Source organism: Pseudomonas sp. R1-7, assembly GCF_051132105.1.
Classification (GTDB): Bacteria; Pseudomonadota; Gammaproteobacteria; order Pseudomonadales; family Pseudomonadaceae; genus Aquipseudomonas.
In genome coordinates this window covers 1,914,546-1,930,439 of sequence record NZ_CP071661.1, presented here as the reverse complement: position 1 = coordinate 1,930,439, position 15,894 = coordinate 1,914,546, and the positions used below count along the sequence as shown (strand labels likewise).

14 protein-coding genes are annotated in these 15,894 nt (G+C 62.4%); 8 read left to right on the top strand and 6 right to left on the bottom strand.

Annotation, left to right across the window (positions count from 1 at the left end; genetic code table 11):
- Positions 1-25: 25 nt before the first annotated feature.
- Genes J3P79_RS08735 through J3P79_RS08720 form a run of 4 tightly spaced genes read left to right on the top strand, consistent with a single transcriptional unit; the run spans position 26 to position 3,497 of the window.
- On the top strand, positions 26-955 hold the full coding sequence (locus tag J3P79_RS08735) for a metal ABC transporter substrate-binding protein (RefSeq protein ID WP_045156551.1): 930 nt from the start codon (positions 26-28) through the stop codon (positions 953-955).
- Positions 952-1,704 carry a metal ABC transporter ATP-binding protein gene (locus tag J3P79_RS08730; RefSeq protein WP_434609726.1) on the top strand — a complete coding sequence of 251 codons (753 nt, stop codon included), beginning with the start codon at positions 952-954 and terminating at the stop codon, positions 1,702-1,704. The genes J3P79_RS08735 and J3P79_RS08730 overlap by 4 nt, the downstream gene beginning before the upstream one ends.
- Positions 1,704-2,603 carry a metal ABC transporter permease gene (locus J3P79_RS08725; protein ID WP_434609724.1) on the top strand — a complete coding sequence of 300 codons (900 nt, stop codon included), beginning with the start codon at positions 1,704-1,706 and terminating at the stop codon, positions 2,601-2,603. Before J3P79_RS08730 ends, J3P79_RS08725 begins: the two co-directional genes overlap by 1 nt.
- On the top strand, positions 2,604-3,497 hold the full coding sequence (locus J3P79_RS08720) for a metal ABC transporter substrate-binding protein (RefSeq protein WP_434609722.1): 894 nt from the start codon (positions 2,604-2,606) through the stop codon (positions 3,495-3,497).
- 58 nt (positions 3,498-3,555) lie between these two features.
- Here J3P79_RS08720 and prpF read toward each other — a convergent pair whose 3' ends face one another.
- From prpF to J3P79_RS08695, 5 genes are all read right to left on the bottom strand, one after another.
- Positions 3,556-4,746 (bottom strand): 2-methylaconitate cis-trans isomerase PrpF, encoded by a 1,191-nt coding sequence (gene prpF, locus J3P79_RS08715; RefSeq protein WP_434609721.1) that lies wholly within the window; start codon positions 4,744-4,746, stop codon positions 3,556-3,558.
- A 53-nt stretch (positions 4,747-4,799) separates the two neighbouring features.
- Entirely contained in the window at positions 4,800-7,391 is a 2,592-nt protein-coding gene (gene acnD, locus J3P79_RS08710; RefSeq protein ID WP_434609719.1) for a Fe/S-dependent 2-methylisocitrate dehydratase AcnD, read from the bottom strand.
- Between the two features lie 199 nt (positions 7,392-7,590).
- Entirely contained in the window at positions 7,591-8,718 is a 1,128-nt protein-coding gene (gene prpC / locus J3P79_RS08705; RefSeq protein ID WP_434609717.1) for a bifunctional 2-methylcitrate synthase/citrate synthase, read from the bottom strand.
- 41 nt (positions 8,719-8,759) lie between these two features.
- Positions 8,760-9,650 (bottom strand): methylisocitrate lyase, encoded by an 891-nt coding sequence (prpB, locus tag J3P79_RS08700; protein WP_434609715.1) that lies wholly within the window; start codon positions 9,648-9,650, stop codon positions 8,760-8,762.
- Entirely contained in the window at positions 9,647-10,360 is a 714-nt protein-coding gene (locus J3P79_RS08695) for a GntR family transcriptional regulator (RefSeq protein WP_434609713.1), read from the bottom strand. The genes prpB and J3P79_RS08695 overlap by 4 nt, the downstream gene beginning before the upstream one ends.
- Positions 10,361-10,637: 277 nt before the next feature.
- Between J3P79_RS08695 and J3P79_RS08690 the strand changes: the two genes are divergently transcribed.
- The 4 genes from J3P79_RS08690 to pabB all read left to right on the top strand — a co-directional run bounded on the left by J3P79_RS08690 (position 10,638) and on the right by pabB (position 15,213).
- On the top strand, positions 10,638-11,174 hold the full coding sequence (locus J3P79_RS08690) for an ATP-dependent zinc protease family protein (RefSeq protein WP_434609711.1): 537 nt from the start codon (positions 10,638-10,640) through the stop codon (positions 11,172-11,174).
- 5 nt (positions 11,175-11,179) lie between these two features.
- Entirely contained in the window at positions 11,180-12,712 is a 1,533-nt protein-coding gene (locus J3P79_RS08685) for an inactive transglutaminase family protein (protein WP_434609710.1), read from the top strand.
- On the top strand, positions 12,712-13,698 hold the full coding sequence (locus J3P79_RS08680) for an alpha-L-glutamate ligase-like protein (RefSeq protein ID WP_039593716.1): 987 nt from the start codon (positions 12,712-12,714) through the stop codon (positions 13,696-13,698). Before J3P79_RS08685 ends, J3P79_RS08680 begins: the two co-directional genes overlap by 1 nt.
- A 171-nt stretch (positions 13,699-13,869) precedes the next feature.
- Positions 13,870-15,213, top strand: a complete 1,344-nt coding sequence (gene pabB / locus J3P79_RS08675; RefSeq protein WP_434609709.1) for an aminodeoxychorismate synthase component I — start codon at positions 13,870-13,872, stop codon at positions 15,211-15,213.
- A gap of 42 nt (positions 15,214-15,255) precedes the next feature.
- Here the strand turns inward: pabB and thrH are convergent, their stop codons facing one another.
- Positions 15,256-15,873 (bottom strand): bifunctional phosphoserine phosphatase/homoserine phosphotransferase ThrH, encoded by a 618-nt coding sequence (gene thrH / locus J3P79_RS08670; RefSeq protein ID WP_434609707.1) that lies wholly within the window; start codon positions 15,871-15,873, stop codon positions 15,256-15,258.
- Between the last annotated feature and the right edge of the window lie 21 nt (positions 15,874-15,894).

Sequence of the window (15,894 nt, the reverse complement as noted above, 5' to 3'; positions counted from 1 at the left end):
TCATTCAAGAGAAGACCGCTTGCCCATGTCTATCGCATCTCCACGTCGCCCATTCCTGCGCCTGCTGGTGATTGGCCTGCTGGCCTGCCTGCTCGCCCCGCTGGCCAGCGCCGAAGCGCCCAAGCGCCTGCGCATCGGCATTACCTTGCACCCTTATTACAGTTACGTGGCGAACATCGTCGGTGACAAGGCCGAGGTCGTGCCGTTGATCCCGGCTGGGTTCAATCCTCACGCCTATGAACCGCGAGCCGAGGACATCAAGCGCATCAGCGGCCTGGATGTGATCGTGCTAAACGGCGTCGGCCACGACGATTTCGCCGACCGCATGATCGCCGCCAGCGAAACGCCGGACGTGAAGGTCATCGAAGCCAACGAAAACGTGCCCCTGCTGGCCGCCACCGGCACTGCCGCCCGGGGCGCGGGCAAAGTCGTCAACCCGCATACGTTCCTGTCCATCAGCGCGTCCATTGCCCAGGTCAACAACATCGCCCGGGAGCTGGGCAAGCTCGACCCGGACAACGCCAAGACCTATACACAAAACGCCCGCGCCTACGGCAAGCGCCTGCGGCAGATGCGCGCCGATGCCCTGGCCAAGCTGACCCAGGCGCCGAATGCCGAGCTGCGGGTCGCCACCGTACATGCCGCCTACGATTACCTGCTGCGCGAATTCGGCCTGGAGGTGACCGCCGTGGTCGAGCCGGCCCATGGCATCGAGCCGAGTCCCAGCCAGTTGAAAAAGACCATCGATCAACTGCGCGAGCTGGATGTGAAAGTGATCTTCTCGGAGATGGATTTTCCGTCCACCTACGTCGACACCATCCAGCGTGAATCGGGCGTAAAGCTGTACCCGCTTTCGCACATTTCCTACGGTGAATACAGCGCCGAGAAATACGAGAAGGAGATGACCGGCAACCTCGACACCGTGGTCCGGGCGATCCAGGAGTCCGGCGCATGACCGTGCAGCAAACCCTTATCCAGCAACAAGCCGGCCCGTTGATCGAATTCGCCGACATCAGCCTTGAGCTGGGGCGCACCACGATCCTCGACCACGTGGGTTTCCAGGTGAAACCCGGCAGCGTCCACGCCTTGGTCGGCCCCAACGGCGGCGGCAAGAGTTCGCTGGTCAAGACCTTGCTCGGCCAAATGCCACACCAGGGACACCTGAGCTTGCAATGGCCAGGAGAGCCCGGCGTGATCGGCTACGTCCCCCAGGCGCTGGAATTCGACCGGGGCCTGCCAATGACGGTCGATGATTTCATGGCGGCAATGTGTCAGCGGCGACCCGCCTTTCTCGGCCTGAGCAAACACTACGTCGGCGCCATCGGCCAGGCCCTGGAACGGGTCGGCATGCACGACAAGCGCAAGCGCCGCATGGGCGCCCTGTCCGGCGGCGAGCGCCAGCGGGTATTGCTGGCCCAGGGCTTGATTCCTTCGCCGCAATTGCTGGTGCTGGACGAACCGATGTCAGCCCTCGACGAGGCCGGCATCCAGGTGTTCGAACGGTTGTTGCAGGACTGGCGCCAGGCCGGGATTACCGTGTTGTGGATCGAACACGACCTGGAAGCCGTCGGACGCCTGGCCGACCGGGTCACCGGCCTGAATCGCCGGGTACTGTTCGACGGCCCGCCACACCAGACCCTGACCCCGGAACGGCTGCTGACGCTGTTTTCCACCCACCCACGCACGAACGGGAGCGCAGCCTGATGAGTTATGAAGCCTTTCGTTTGACGGTCCAGGGCTGGGCCTCGTCCGGATATCTGCCCGAAGCGCTGGCTTACGGGTTTGTAGTCAATGCGCTGTTGGCCGGGCTGTTGATCGGCCCGGTGCTGGGCGGCCTCGGCACGCTGGTGGTGGTCAAGCGCTTCGCGTTTTTCTCCGAGGCAGTGGGCCATGCGGCGCTGACCGGCGTGGCCATCGGCATCCTGCTCGGCGAACCCTACACCGGGCCATACGGCAGCCTGTTCGGCTACTGCCTGCTGTTCGGCATCCTGCTCAATTACCTGCGCAACCGCACCGGCCTCGCGCCCGACACACTGATCGGCGTCTTCCTGTCGGTGTCCCTGGCCCTGGGCGCGAGCCTGCTGTTGATCCTGGCGGGAAAGATCAACGTGCACATCCTGGAAAACGTATTGTTCGGCTCAGTGCTGACGGTCAACGGCAACGATCTGCTGGTGCTCGCAGTAGTCGGTTCGTTGGTGATGGCCCTGGCGCTGCCGCTGTACAACCGCATCATGCTCGCCAGCTTCAACCCGCAACTGGCGGCGGTGCGCGGGGTAGCGGTCAAGACCCTGGACTACCTGTTCGTGGTCCTGGTGACGCTGATCACCGTGGCGGCGGTAAAAGTCATCGGCGCCATTCTGGTGGGGGCATTGCTGGTGATTCCGGCGGCGGCGGCGCGCCTGCTCAGCCAATCCTTGAAAGGTTTTTTCTGGTGCTCCGTGCTGATTGCTACGGTCAGCACCCTGTGCGGGATTCTCGCGCCCATTGTGTTCGACCTGCCTATCCCATCCGGCGCCGCGATCATTCTGGTAGCCGGCATCGCCTTCGCCCTGAGCGCTATCGCCCGTGGTGTCGTCCCCAGCCTCAAAGGGAATCTTGGATAAATGGTTTTTTCATTGCGACAACTGACCCTGGCCGTCGCGTTGTGCGGCGTGGCCGTCACTTCATCATTCGCCGCTGAAAAGGTCCGTCTGCTGGCATCGTTGCCGGTCACCTACGGGTTGGGCGAGGCCTTGCTCAAGGGGACCGAGGTCAGCCTGGAGCGGGCGGCACCGGACAATCTGCCCGGCACCCGCCAGAGCGCCTACTTCAGTGGCCGTGGCGCGACGGCGCTGAACAAACTGGCCCGCGAGGCCGACGCTGTGATCGGCCTGCGCTCGTTATGGCCGGACGATCCGCTGTACCCCATGGCCCGACGCAGCAATATCCGCATCGTCGAAGTCGACGCGGCCCGCCCGGTGGACGGCGCCCTGCCCGGTATCGCCGTGCAACCGGGCATGGCCGACGGTTTGGCGAGCCAGCCGTGGATGGCCAGTCATAACCTGGGGCGGATGGCCGACGTGATCGCCGCCGACCTGGTGCGCCTGGCCCCGGCGGATAAAACGAAAATCGACGCCAACCTCGCGGCCCTCAAGCAACGCCTGCTCAAGCTCAGCGCCGACAGCGAAAAACGCCTCGCCAGCGCTGACAACCTGAGCGTGGTCAGCCTGAGCGAGCATTTCGGTTATTTGATCAGTGGATTGAATCTGGATGGCATCAGCACCGACGCCCGCCCTGACACCGAGTGGACGCCCGAAGCCCTCAAACAATTGGCGACTACATTGAAAGAGAACGACGTCGCGCTGGTGCTGCATCATCGCCAGCCGTCCGAAGCTGTGAAAGCGGCCATAACCGAGAGCGGTAGCCAATTGTTGGTGCTGAGCACCGATGGCGCCGACCCGGTGGCGGAGCTGGAGAGTAATGTCGGGCTGGTTGTCACCGCACTGACAGGAGGCTGACAACAGGCCCCTGTGGCAGCGAGCCTGCTCGCTGCCACATGGTTCGTGTTAATTCGAGTTAAAGGACGTCCCCCGGCACCCGCACGACCCCTTCCATCAACACCCGCGCGCTGCGGCTCATGATGGCTTTTTTCACGGTCCATTCGCCATTGTCCTGGCTGGCCTCGGCGCCGACGCGCAGGGTGCCGGAGGGGTGGCCGAAACGCACGGCGTTGCGCTCGATACCGCCGGCCGCCAGATTCACCAAAGTGCCAGAAATTGCCGCGGCGGTACCGATGGCAACGGCGGCGGTGCCCATCATGGCGTGGTGCAGCTTGCCCATGGACAACGCTCGCACCAGCAAATCGACGTCGCCCGCCGCCACGGCTTTTCCGCTGGACGAGAGGTAATCCGCCGGCGGCGCGACAAACGCAACTTTCGGGGTGTGCTGGCGCTGGGCGGCATCGTCCAAGTGCTTGATCAAGCCCATGCGCAAGGCGCCATGTGCGCGGATGGTTTCGAACATCGCCAACGCCTTGGGATCGCCATTGATAGAGCCCTGCAGTTCGGTGCCGGTGTAGCCCACATCACGAGCATTGATGAAAATCGTTGGAATCCCGGCATTGATCAGCGTCGCCTTCAAAGTGCCAACACCGGGCACTTCCAAGTCGTCCACCAAATTGCCGGTGGGAAACATCGAGCCGCCACCGCCCTCCTCCTCGGCCGCAGGATCCATGAACTCCAGCTGTACCTCAGCCGCCGGAAACGTCACGCCGTCGAGTTCGAAGTCACCGGTCTCCTGCACCGCGCCGTCGGTGATCGGCACACGGGCGATGATGGTCTTGCCGATGTTGGCCTGCCAGATCCGCACCACGGCCACGCCGTTTTGCGGAATCCGACCGGGCTCCACCAAGCCACTGCTGATGGCAAACGACCCCACCGCCGCCGACAGGTTTCCGCAGTTGCCACTCCAGTCCACGAACGGCTTGTCGATGGACACCTGGCCGAACAGGTAATCGACATCGTGGTCGGCCCGGGTGCTCTTGGACAGGATCACGGTCTTGCTGGTGCTTGAGGTCGCGCCGCCCATCCCATCGATCTGCTTCTCGTACGGGTCTGGGCTGCCGATCACTCGCAGCAACAGGGCATCCCGGGCCGCGCCAGGAACGCGGGCGACTTCGGGCAGGTCTTGCAGGCTGAAGAACACGCCTTTACTGGTGCCGCCACGCATATAGGTCGCGGGGATCTTGATTTGAGGCGAGTGAGCCATGTGCTCCAACTCCTGAAAAAAAGGGTAGCCGGAGAACCGGCCACACTAGCGATTTAAACGGCGATCGCGGACTCGAGGAAATCCTGGGCGAAGCGTTGCAGCACGCCCCCGGCTTCGTAGATCGACACTTCTTCAGCCGTATCGAGGCGGCAGGTCACCGGCACTTCGACGCGCTCGCCGTTCTTGCGAGTAATCACCAAAGTCAGCGTCGCCCGCGGCGTGCGCTCGCCGACCACGTCATAGATTTCGCTGCCATCGATGCCCAGGGTCTTGCGATCGGTGCCGGGCTTGAACTCCAGCGGCAACACGCCCATGCCCACCAGGTTGGTGCGGTGGATACGCTCGAAGCCTTCGGCAGCGATCGCCTCGACACCGGCCAGGCGCACGCCCTTGGCTGCCCAGTCCCGCGACGATCCCTGACCGTAGTCGGCACCCGCAATGATGATCAGCGGCTGCTTGCGTTCCATGTAGGTCTCGATGGCTTCCCACATCCGCATCACCTTGCCCTCCGGCTCGACCCGGGCCAGGGAGCCCTGCTTGACCTTACCGTCCTCAACGACCATTTCGTTGAACAGTTTCGGGTTGGCGAAGGTAGCCCGTTGTGCGGTCAGGTGGTCGCCACGGTGGGTCGCGTAGGAGTTGAAGTCCTCTTCCGGCAGGCCCATTTTCGCCAGGTATTCCCCTGCGGCGCTGTCTAGCATGATGGCGTTGGACGGCGACAGGTGATCGGTGGTGATGTTGTCCGGCAGCACCGCCAGCGGGCGCATGCCCTTGAGGGGGCGCGCACCGGCCAGCGCGCCTTCCCAATACGGCGGGCGACGGATATAGGTGCTTTGCGGGCGCCAGTCATACAGCGGCGTCACTTTCGGCCCGGTGTCTTCCTGGATGGCGAACATCGGGATGTACACCTGGCGGAACTGCTCAGGTTTCACCGACGCCTTCACCACGGCTTCGATTTCTTCGTCGCTCGGCCAGATGTCCTTGAGGCGAATCTCGCGACCGTCCACCACGCCCAGCACATCCTTCTCGATGTCGAAGCGAATGGTCCCGGCGATGGCGTAAGCCACTACCAATGGTGGCGAGGCCAGGAACGCCTGCTTGGCATACGGATGGATACGCCCGTCGAAGTTGCGGTTGCCCGACAGCACGGCGGTGGCGTACAGGTCGCGGTCGATGATTTCCTGCTGGATCACCGGGTCCAGCGCGCCGGACATGCCGTTGCACGTGGTGCAGGCAAACGCGACCACACCGAAGCCCAGCTTCTCGAGTTCGGACGTCAGGCCGGCTTCATCCAGGTACAGCGCCACGGTTTTCGAACCCGGCGCGAGGGATGACTTGACCCACGGCTTGCGCGCCAGGCCCAGGCGATTGGCGTTGCGCGCCAGCAGGCCGGCGGCAATCACGTTGCGCGGGTTGCTGGTGTTGGTGCAACTGGTGATCGCGGCGATGATTACCGCGCCATCGGGCATCTGCCCCGGCACATCGTCCCACTGGCCGGAAATACCTTTGGCAGCCAGGTCCGACACCGCGACCCGGGCGTGCGGGTTGCTCGGGCCGGCCATGTTGCGCACCACCGACGACAGGTCGAAGGTCAGGCCACGTTCGTATTGCGCGCCTTTAAGGCTGTCGGCCCACAGGCCAGTGGTCTTGGCGTAGTGCTCGACCAACTGCACCTGCTGGTCTTCACGCCCGGTGAGCTTCAGATAGTCGATCGTCTGTTGATCGATATGGAACATCGCCGCCGTAGCGCCGTATTCCGGCGCCATATTGGAGATCGTCGCGCGATCGCCCAAGGTCAGGGCACTGGCGCCTTCGCCGAAAAACTCCAGCCACGCCCCGACGACTTTCTGTTTGCGCAGGAACTCGGTCAGCGCCAGCACCATGTCGGTGGCGGTGATGCCCGGTTGCAGCTTGCCAGTCAGCTCGACGCCAACGATCTCCGGCAGGCGCATCCAAGAGGCGCGGCCGAGCATGACGCTTTCGGCTTCCAGGCCACCGACGCCAATGGCGATCACGCCCAAGGCGTCGACATGGGGCGTGTGGCTGTCGGTGCCTACGCAAGTGTCCGGGAAGGCCACGCCGTCCCGCTGCTGGATCACCGGCGACATTTTTTCCAGGTTGATCTGGTGCATGATTCCGTTGCCCGGCGGGATCACATCGACGTTTTTGAAGGCCTTCTTGGTCCAGTTGATGAAGTGAAAACGGTCTTCGTTGCGGCGGTCTTCGATGGCGCGGTTCTTGGCGAACGCCTGGGGATCGAAACCGGCGCTTTCCACCGCCAGCGAGTGGTCGACGATCAGTTGGGTCGGCACCACCGGGTTGACTTGCGCCGGGTCGCCGCCTTGCTGGGCGATGGCGTCACGCAAGCCGGCGAGGTCCACCAGGGCGGTCTGGCCGAGGATGTCGTGGCACACCACGCGCGCCGGGAACCACGGGAAATCCAGGTCGCGCTTGCGCTCGATCAGTTGCAGCAGCGATTCGCGCAGCGTGGCCGGGTCGCAGCGGCGCACGAGGTTTTCCGCCAGCACGCGAGAGGTATACGGCAGGCCGTCATAGGCGCCGGGACGGATCGCCTCCACGGCTGCGCGAACGTCGAAATAATCCAGCGAAGTGCCAGGCAGCGGTTTGCGAAATTCTGTGTTCATCGTCAGGACTCGGGTCACGGTGGTTTCAGAAGGGTTGGCGCCGGACTTGAAGCGACCCCGGCCACTGTGGGAACGAGCTTGCTCGCGATAGCGGTGTATCAGTCGACATCAACGTTGAATGTCAGTACGCAATCGCGAGCAAGCTCGCTCCCACAGGGTTCCGGGGGCTATCCAGTTCCTGCGGCTAGAACCCTCCAGCTCAGCGTTGTTCGATTGGCACGAACTTGCGCTGTTCGACGCCGGTGTATTCGGCGCTCGGTCGGATGATGCGGTTGTTGGCGCGTTGTTCGAACACGTGGGCGGCCCAGCCGGTCAGGCGCGAGCAGACGAAGATCGGCGTAAACAACTTGGTCGGGATGCCCATGAAGTGGTACGCCGAGGCATGGTAGAAATCGGCGTTGGGGAACAGTTTCTTCTGCTCCCACATGGTCTTGTCGATGGCTTCGGAGACCGGGAACAGCACCGTGTCGCCCACTTCATCGGCGAGTTTTCTCGACCAGCCCTTGATCACTTCATTGCGCGGGTCGTTGTCCTTATAGATCGCGTGGCCAAAGCCCATGATCTTGTCCTTGCGCGCCAGCATGCCGAGGGTGCCTTCGATGGCCTCCTGCGCAGAGCTGAAGCGCTCGATCATTTCCATCGCCGCCTCGTTGGCGCCGCCATGCAGCGGGCCGCGCAGCGAACCGATGGCTGCGGTGATGCAGGAGAACAGGTCCGACAGCGTGGAAGCGCAGACCCGGGCGGTGAAAGTCGAGGCGTTGAACTCGTGCTCGGCGTAGAGAATCAGCGAGACATTCATCACCTTGACGTGCAGCTCGCTCGGCTTCTTGCCATGCAGCAAGTGCAGGAAGTGGCCGCCGATGGACACTTCGTCGGTCACGCACTCGATGCGCTGGCCTTCATGGCTGAAGCGATACCAGTAGCACATGATCGCCGGGAAAGCGGCCAGCAGACGATCGGTCTTGTCGTGCTGCTGGGAGAAATCCTGCTCGGGTTCCAGGTTACCCAGGAACGAGCAACCAGTGCGCATCACGTCCATCGGGTGGGCGTCGGCGGGAATGCGCTCCAGCACTTCTTTCAAGGCTTGGGGCAAGTCGCGCAACTGGCGCAATTTACCGGTGTAGGCGTCCAGCTGTGCCTGGGTCGGCAGCTCGCCATATAGAAGCAGGTAGGCTACTTCTTCGAATTGCGCGTCAGCCGCCAGGTCGCGAACGTCGTAGCCGCGATACGTCAAGCCGGCGCCCGACTGGCCTACGGTGGACAATGCGGTTTGCCCGGCCACCTGGCCACGGAGCCCGGCGCCACTGAGTACTTTTGCTTCGGCCATGTTGCTGTCTCCATTTTCTTGAATTTGTAGGGAGTCGCGCCTTACTTCTTCGCCGCGAACAACGCATCGAGCTTCTGCTCGAAGGTGTGGTAGTCGATGCGATCGTAAAGCTCCATGCGGGTCTGCATGGTGTCGATGACGTTCTGTTGCGTGCCGTCGCGGCGGATCGCGGTGTAGACGTTTTCGGCTGCCTTGTTCATGGCCCGGAACGCCGACAGCGGGTACAGCACCAGCGACACGTCGGCACCGGCCAGTTGTTCGGTGGTGTACAGCGGGGTCGCGCCGAATTCGGTGATGTTGGCCAGGATCGGCGCTTTCACGCGGCTGGCGAACAGCTTGTACATTTCAAGCTCGGTGATGGCCTCGGGGAAAATCATGTCGGCACCGGCCTCGATGCAGGCCGCGGCGCGGTCCAGGGCCGATTCCAAGCCTTCCACCGCCAAGGCATCGGTACGGGCCATGATCACGAAACTGTCGTCGGTGCGGGCATCGACGGCGGCCTTGATGCGGTCGACCATTTCTTGCTGCGAGACGATTTCCTTGTTCGGACGGTGGCCGCAACGCTTGGCGCCGACCTGGTCCTCGATGTGAATCGCCGCCGCGCCGAACTTGATCATCGACTTGACGGTGCGCGCCACGCTGAAGGCGGAGGAACCGAAACCGGTGTCCACGTCCACCAACAGCGGCAGATCACAGACGTCGGTGATGCGGCGCACATCGGTCAGCACGTCATCCAGGCCGGTGATACCCAGGTCCGGCACGCCGAGGGAGCCGGCCGCCACACCGCCACCCGACAGGTAGATCGCCTTGAAACCGGCGCGCTTGGCCAGCAGCGCGTGGTTGGCGTTGATGGCGCCGACCACTTGCAGCGGATGCTCGGTGGCGACCGCTTCGCGGAAACGCTGGCCTGGTGTGCTCTTGCTGGAACTCATGACTCACCTCGTTCAGTGGCGGCGCTGTCCTGGAAATGACGCGCGATGTTGCGTTTGGACGCGCCGATGTGCCGGCGCATCAATAATTCAGCCAGTTCGCCGTCCCGGTCGGCGATGGCATCTAGAATCCGATGGTGCTCGGCAAAAGCCTGGCGCGGGCGGTTGGGCGTGGTGGAAAACTGGATGCGGTACATGCGCACCAGCTGGTACAGCTCGCCGCAGAGCATTTGCGTGAGGGTGCGGTTGCCGCTGCCCTGGATAATCCGATAGTGGAAGTCGAAGTCGCCTTCCTGCTGGTAATAGCCGACACCGGCCTGGAACGCCGCATCGCGTTCGTGGGTTTCCAGGACCTGGCGCAGCTCGTCGATTTCTTCGACGGTCATGCGCTCGGCCGCCAGGCGGCAGGCCATCCCTTCGAGGGATTCACGAATTTCGTAGAGTTCCAGCAGCTCGGCATGGCTCAGCGAGACCACTCGCGCTCCGACGTGCGGAATGCGCACCAGCAGGCGCTGGCCTTCCAGGCGGTGAATCGCCTCACGCAACGGCCCGCGGCTGATGCCGTAGGTACGTGCCAGCTCGGGCTCGGAGATCTTGCTGCCAGGGGCGATCTCGCCCTTGACGATGGCGGCCTGGATGCGCCGGAAGACGTTCTCGGACAGGGTTTCCGAGTCGTCCTGAGCTATCACAGGGGATTCGAGCTGATCGAGCATATTGTCGACACCTTTAAAATCAATACGCCAAAAACTAAACAAAAACACCCTATGCGTCAAAGTAAAAATCGATATTGTCGACAATCGTCTAATAAGCGATCTCGCGATAACCCGGCTGCATGAAGAGGTGTAGCCTCCGGCCAGCGGTGGCGCCAGAAAACCACCGTGCTAGAATGCCGCCGCAATTGCCCTCTCCTATATAGAGAAGGCGACCTAGGAGCTTGTGCAGTAATGCCAGGGCCTGAACCGAAAAACGGAACGCTGCGCACCAGGATTTATGACACTCAAGCCCTTATCCGCTGCCTTTTGCTTCTTGTGCCTGCCGGGGCTCGCCGCGGCGGGCGAAAAAACCGTGTACGGCCTCAACGAATATGCGGCCCTGCAGGGCATCGACCTGGAGGTTGCCGCCAAGCTGGACACCGGTGCCAAGACGGCCTCGCTCAGCGCTCGCGACATCAAGCGCTTCAAGCGCAATGGCGAATCCTGGGTGCGTTTCTACCTGGCCATCGACGCGGCCCATTCGCACCCCATCGAACGCCCGCTGGCGCGTGTCAGCAAGATCAAGCGCCGCGCCGGTGACTACGACCCGGAAGAAGGCAAGAAATACACGGCCCGGCCGGTCATCGAACTGGACATCTGCATGGGCTCGGCCCTGCGCAGCATCGAAGTGAACCTGACCGACCGCAGCGCCTTCCAATACCCGTTGCTGATCGGCTCCGAGGCGCTCAAGCGTTTCGACGCGCTGGTCGACCCCAGTCTCAAATACGCTGCCGGCAAACCCGCCTGCGCCAATGCCGCTCATATCGCAGAGTAATTCCAATGCGCTCCCTTACCCTCCATTTGAAAATGCTGATCGCCATCCTGGTGGTGCTGGGCCTGTCGGTGACGGCCTATCAGATTTTCGTGCTCGGCATTCCGGTGAACGAAGACGCCACCGACGACCTGTGGAATATCGATGCCAAGGTCGAATTCGTGCCCAACGCCAAGGATCCGGTGAAGATCCAGATGTTCGTGCCGCCGTTGAGCCGCGACTACGTGAGCCTCAATGAGAGTTTCATTTCCAATAATTACGGTGTTGCGGTGAACCGGGTCGACGGCAATCGCAAGGTGACGTGGTCGGCCCGCCGTGCCAAAGGCAACCAGACCCTTTATTACCGCCTGGTGCTGACCAAGCGCTACAGCGCCGAGAAAACCAAGGTCAAGGGCCCGACCTTCCGCGACAGCATCGCCGTCGAAGGCCCGGAAAAACTGGCCGCCGAAGCCCTGCTCGCGCCGATCCGCCAGCACTCGGCCGACGTCGAGACCTTCATCAGCGAAGCGATCAAGCGGGTGAACAACCCCAACGACGACAACGTCAAGCTGTTGCTGGCCGGCGACCCGTCGTCGAGCAACAAGGCAAGGATCGTCGAGTTGGTGCTGTCCATCGCCCACGTGCCGGTGGAAAAGGTCCACACCATCCGCCTGGTCGCCGACCAACCGCAGACACCCGAGCTGTGGCTGCGCAGTTTCAACGGCACCGATTGGCTGTATTTCAACCCGGATACCGGCGAGCAAGGCCTGCCGACCGACCGCCTGCTGTGGTGGACCGGCGATGAAAACCTGATCACTGTCGATGGCGGCAAGAAAGCCACCGTGACCTTCAGCATGAACAACAGCGAAATGAACGCCATTCGCCTGGCCAAGTTGACGGACGAGAACACCGACGCCAACTTCCTCGAATATTCGCTCTACGGCCTGCCGCTGCAGACCCAGCAAACCTTCATGATCATGGTGATGATCCCGATCGGCGTATTGGTGATCCTGGTGCTGCGCAACCTGATCGGGCTGCAGACACTCGGAACTTTCACTCCGGTACTGATCGCCCTGGCCTTTCGCGAGACCCAACTGGGCTTCGGCATCATCCTGTTTACGGTGATCACCACGTTGGGCCTGTCGCTGCGCTCCTACCTGGAGCACCTCAAGCTGCAAATGCTGCCGAGGCTCTCGGTGGTGCTGACGTTCGTGGTGGTGCTGATCGCCGCCATCAGCTTGTTCAGCCACAAGCTGGGCCTGGAACGCGGCTTGTCCGTGGCGCTGTTCCCGATGGTGATCCTGACGATGACCATCGAACGCTTGTCTATTACCTGGGAAGAACGTGGCGCCGGCCACGCGATGAAAGTCGCCATCGGCACCTTGTTCGCCGCGTCGCTGGCGCACCTGATCATGAGCGTGCCGGAACTGGTTTATTTCGTATTCACCTTCCCGGCAATCCTCCTGATCCTGGTGGGCTTCATGCTGGCCATGGGTCGTTATCGCGGCTACCGCCTGACCGAGCTGGTGCGGTTCAAGGCCTTCGTCAAGGCTGACTCCTGATGTTCGGCCTCTGGAAGACCTGGAAGGCGCTGGAAGCCCGGGGCATCATGGGCATCAACCGTCGTAACGCCGACTACGTGCTCAAGTACAACAAGCGCAGCCTGTACCCCATCGTCGATGACAAGATCATCACCAAGGAACGGGCGATCGCCGCCGGCATCCATGTGCCGGAGCTGTACGGGGTGATCTCCACCGAGAAGGAAATCGACAAGCTCGACGAGATCATCGGCGGGCGCACCGACTTCGTGATCAAGCCGGCCCAGGGCGCCGGCGGCGACGGCATCATCGTCATCGCCGACCGCTTCGAAGGCCGCTACCGCACGGTGTCCGGCAAGATCATCAGCCATGAGGAAATCGAGCACCATGTGTCGAGCATCCTCACCGGCCTGTATTCCTTGGGCGGGCATCGTGACCGGGCGCTGATCGAATACCGCGTGACGCCGGACCAGATCTTCAAGAGCATCAGCTACGAAGGCGTGCCGGACATCCGCATCATCGTGCTGATGGGCTATCCGGTGATGGCCATGCTGCGCTTGCCGACCCGTCAGTCCGGCGGCAAGGCCAACCTGCACCAGGGCGCCATCGGTGTGGGCGTCGACCTCGCCACCGGCCTGACCCTGCGCGGCACCTGGCTGAACAACATCATCACCAAACACCCCGACACCACCAACGCGGTGGACGGCGTGCAACTGCCCTACTGGGACGGTTTCATGAAGCTGGCCGCCGGTTGCTATGAGCTGTGCGGACTGGGCTACATCGGCGTCGACATGGTGCTGGACCAGGAAAAAGGTCCGTTGATCCTGGAGCTGAACGCCCGGCCGGGGCTGAACATCCAGATTGCCAACGACTGCGGCCTGACCCTGCGCACACACGCCGTAGAAGCACGCCTGGAAGAGCTCAAGGCCCGGGGCGTTATCGAAACCGTGGAGGAGCGCGTGGCGTTCGCCCAGGAGTTGTTTGGGCATATTCCGCCGGTTGAGGGTTGATGAAGTTTGGAGCGTGAAACTTGTGGCGAGGGAGCTTGCTCCCTCGCCACAGGTGTTCACACAGCAGATATCGTCTCCCCCATACTTGCCCATCTCCGACACCCCTCTAGGAGCAAATCCTACGGGGGATTACAATCGCTCCCCCGCCTGAACGGCCGATCCGCCCCGCCCATGCCAACCTGTTCCGTACACCCGCTGCCCTACCACGCCAACCCCGCCGAATACTTCGCGGCGATCCGTCATGCCCCCGGCAGCGTGCTGCTCGACAGCGGCCGGCCAAGCGCCGTACGTGGGCGTTACGACTTGCTCAGCGCTTGGCCGTTGGAACAACTGACGGTGTTGCCGGACGAGAGTGGCAGCGCTTTCCTGCAACGGCTTCGTATGCATCTGACGCAACTGGGCCACGCGCAACTGCCGACGACAGTGCAATTGCCCTTCGCCGGCGGCCTGATCGGCTACTTGAGCTACGACTTTGGCCGACATCTGGAAGCGTTGCCGTCCTACGCCACGGACGACCTGCAATTGCCCGATGCACGCTTTGGCGTGTACGACTGGGCCCTGATCACGGATCACCGCGCCGCTACCAGCCAGTTGATCTTCCACCCCCATTGCGCTGAAGGCGAACGCCAGCGTCTGATCGCGCTGTTCAGCCAGCCAACCCCGGCGCCCATTTCCCCGTTCAATCTTGAAGGCCCTATGACGCCGGACCTCAGCGCCGAAGCCTATCGACAGGCATTCGAACGCATCCAGGCGTACATCCAGGCCGGCGACTGCTATCAGGTCAACTTTGCCCAGCGCTTCCGCGCCCAATGCCAGGGCGATCCCTGGGCCGCTTATCAAGCGCTGCGGGCGGCGTGCCCGACGCCGTTTTCGGGTTTCCAGAGCCTGGCGGAGGGTGACGCGATACTGAGCCTGTCCCCGGAGCGCTTCGTCAAGGTCAGCGAAGGCCACGTCGAAACCCGGCCGATCAAGGGCACCCGCCCCCGTGGCACAACCTCCGAGGAAGACGCGGCCCACGCCACCGAACTGCTGGCCAGCCCCAAGGACCGCGCGGAAAACCTGATGATCGTCGATCTGTTGCGCAACGACCTGGGCCGCACCTGCCGCATCGGCTCGGTGCGCGTGCCAGAGTTGTTCAGTCTGGAAAGCTACCCCAATGTGCATCACCTGGTCAGTAGCGTGACCGGTGAACTGGCCGACGATAAAGACGCCTTGGACTTGATAGCGGGCAGCTTCCCTGGCGGCTCGATCACCGGTGCGCCAAAAATCCGCGCCATGCAAATCATCGACGAACTCGAGCCGACCCGACGCGGGCTGTATTGCGGCTCGTTGCTGTACCTTGACGTGCGCGGGGAGATGGACAGCTCCATCGCCATCCGCAGTTTGCTGGTCAAGGATGGGCAGGTGTGTTGCTGGGGCGGCGGCGGGATTGTCGCGGATTCGGATTGGCAGGCGGAGTATCAGGAATCGATGACCAAGGTCCGGGTGTTGCTCGACACCTTGCAAGGCCTGTAATCCCTGAGGGAGCGAGCCTGCTCGCTCCCACATTGAGAGCAATTACAGGCTCAAGGAGCGGTTCGAGGCCTTGATGAATTCCTGCTTCAGCTCGGCAAACGTGTGCACCGCCGGGAATTGCGGAAACTCGCGGATCACGTTTTCAGGCGCATGGAACAGAATCCCGGCGTCGGCTTCGCCCAGCATCGTGGTGTCATTGTAGGAATCCCCCGCCGCAATCACCCGGTAGTACAGGCTCTTGAAGGCCAGGACTGACTGACGCTTCGGATCTTTCTGACGCAACTGGTAGCCGGTCACTCGCCCGCCGTCATCGGTAATCAGACGATGGCAAAGCAGCGTCGGAAAGCCCAACTGACGCATCAGCGGTTGGGAAAACTCATAAAAGGTGTCGGAGAGGATGACCACCTGGAACCGTTCGCGCAGCCAATCGACAAATTCGGCGGCACCGTCCAGCGGCTTCAGCGTGGCGATGACTTCCTGGATGTCAGAGAGCTTGAGGCCATGCTCGTCGAGGATGCGCAACCGTTGCTTCATCAGCACATCGTAGTCGGGGATGTCCCGAGTGGTAGCCCTGAGGGATTCAATCCCGGTTTTTTCAGCGAAGGCGATCCAGATCTCCGGGACGAGCACACCTTCCAGGTCGAGACAGGCAATTTCCACAAGACACTCCCATTTTTTCTG

Bases quoted from the DNA above. Each gene is read 5' to 3' on its own strand.
- J3P79_RS08695 (WP_434609713.1), bottom strand. From the start codon at position 10,360: ATGCTCGATCAGCTCGAATCCCCTGTGATAGCTCAGGACGACTCGGAA.
- prpC (WP_434609717.1), bottom strand. From the start codon at position 8,718: ATGGCCGAAGCAAAAGTACTCAGTGGCGCCGGGCTCCGTGGCCAGGTG.
- acnD (WP_434609719.1), bottom strand. From the start codon at position 7,391: ATGAACACAGAATTTCGCAAACCGCTGCCTGGCACTTCGCTGGATTAT.
- J3P79_RS08735 (WP_045156551.1), top strand. From the start codon at position 26: ATGTCTATCGCATCTCCACGTCGCCCATTCCTGCGCCTGCTGGTGATT.
- J3P79_RS08730 (WP_434609726.1), top strand. From the start codon at position 952: ATGACCGTGCAGCAAACCCTTATCCAGCAACAAGCCGGCCCGTTGATC.
- J3P79_RS08685 (WP_434609710.1), top strand. From the start codon at position 11,180: ATGCGCTCCCTTACCCTCCATTTGAAAATGCTGATCGCCATCCTGGTG.
- prpB (WP_434609715.1), bottom strand. From the start codon at position 9,650: ATGAGTTCCAGCAAGAGCACACCAGGCCAGCGTTTCCGCGAAGCGGTC.
- J3P79_RS08690 (WP_434609711.1), top strand. From the start codon at position 10,638: ATGACACTCAAGCCCTTATCCGCTGCCTTTTGCTTCTTGTGCCTGCCG.
- J3P79_RS08680 (WP_039593716.1), top strand. From the start codon at position 12,712: ATGTTCGGCCTCTGGAAGACCTGGAAGGCGCTGGAAGCCCGGGGCATC.
- J3P79_RS08720 (WP_434609722.1), top strand. From the start codon at position 2,604: ATGGTTTTTTCATTGCGACAACTGACCCTGGCCGTCGCGTTGTGCGGC.
- pabB (WP_434609709.1), top strand. From the start codon at position 13,870: ATGCCAACCTGTTCCGTACACCCGCTGCCCTACCACGCCAACCCCGCC.
- J3P79_RS08725 (WP_434609724.1), top strand. From the start codon at position 1,704: ATGAGTTATGAAGCCTTTCGTTTGACGGTCCAGGGCTGGGCCTCGTCC.
- prpF (WP_434609721.1), bottom strand. From the start codon at position 4,746: ATGGCTCACTCGCCTCAAATCAAGATCCCCGCGACCTATATGCGTGGC.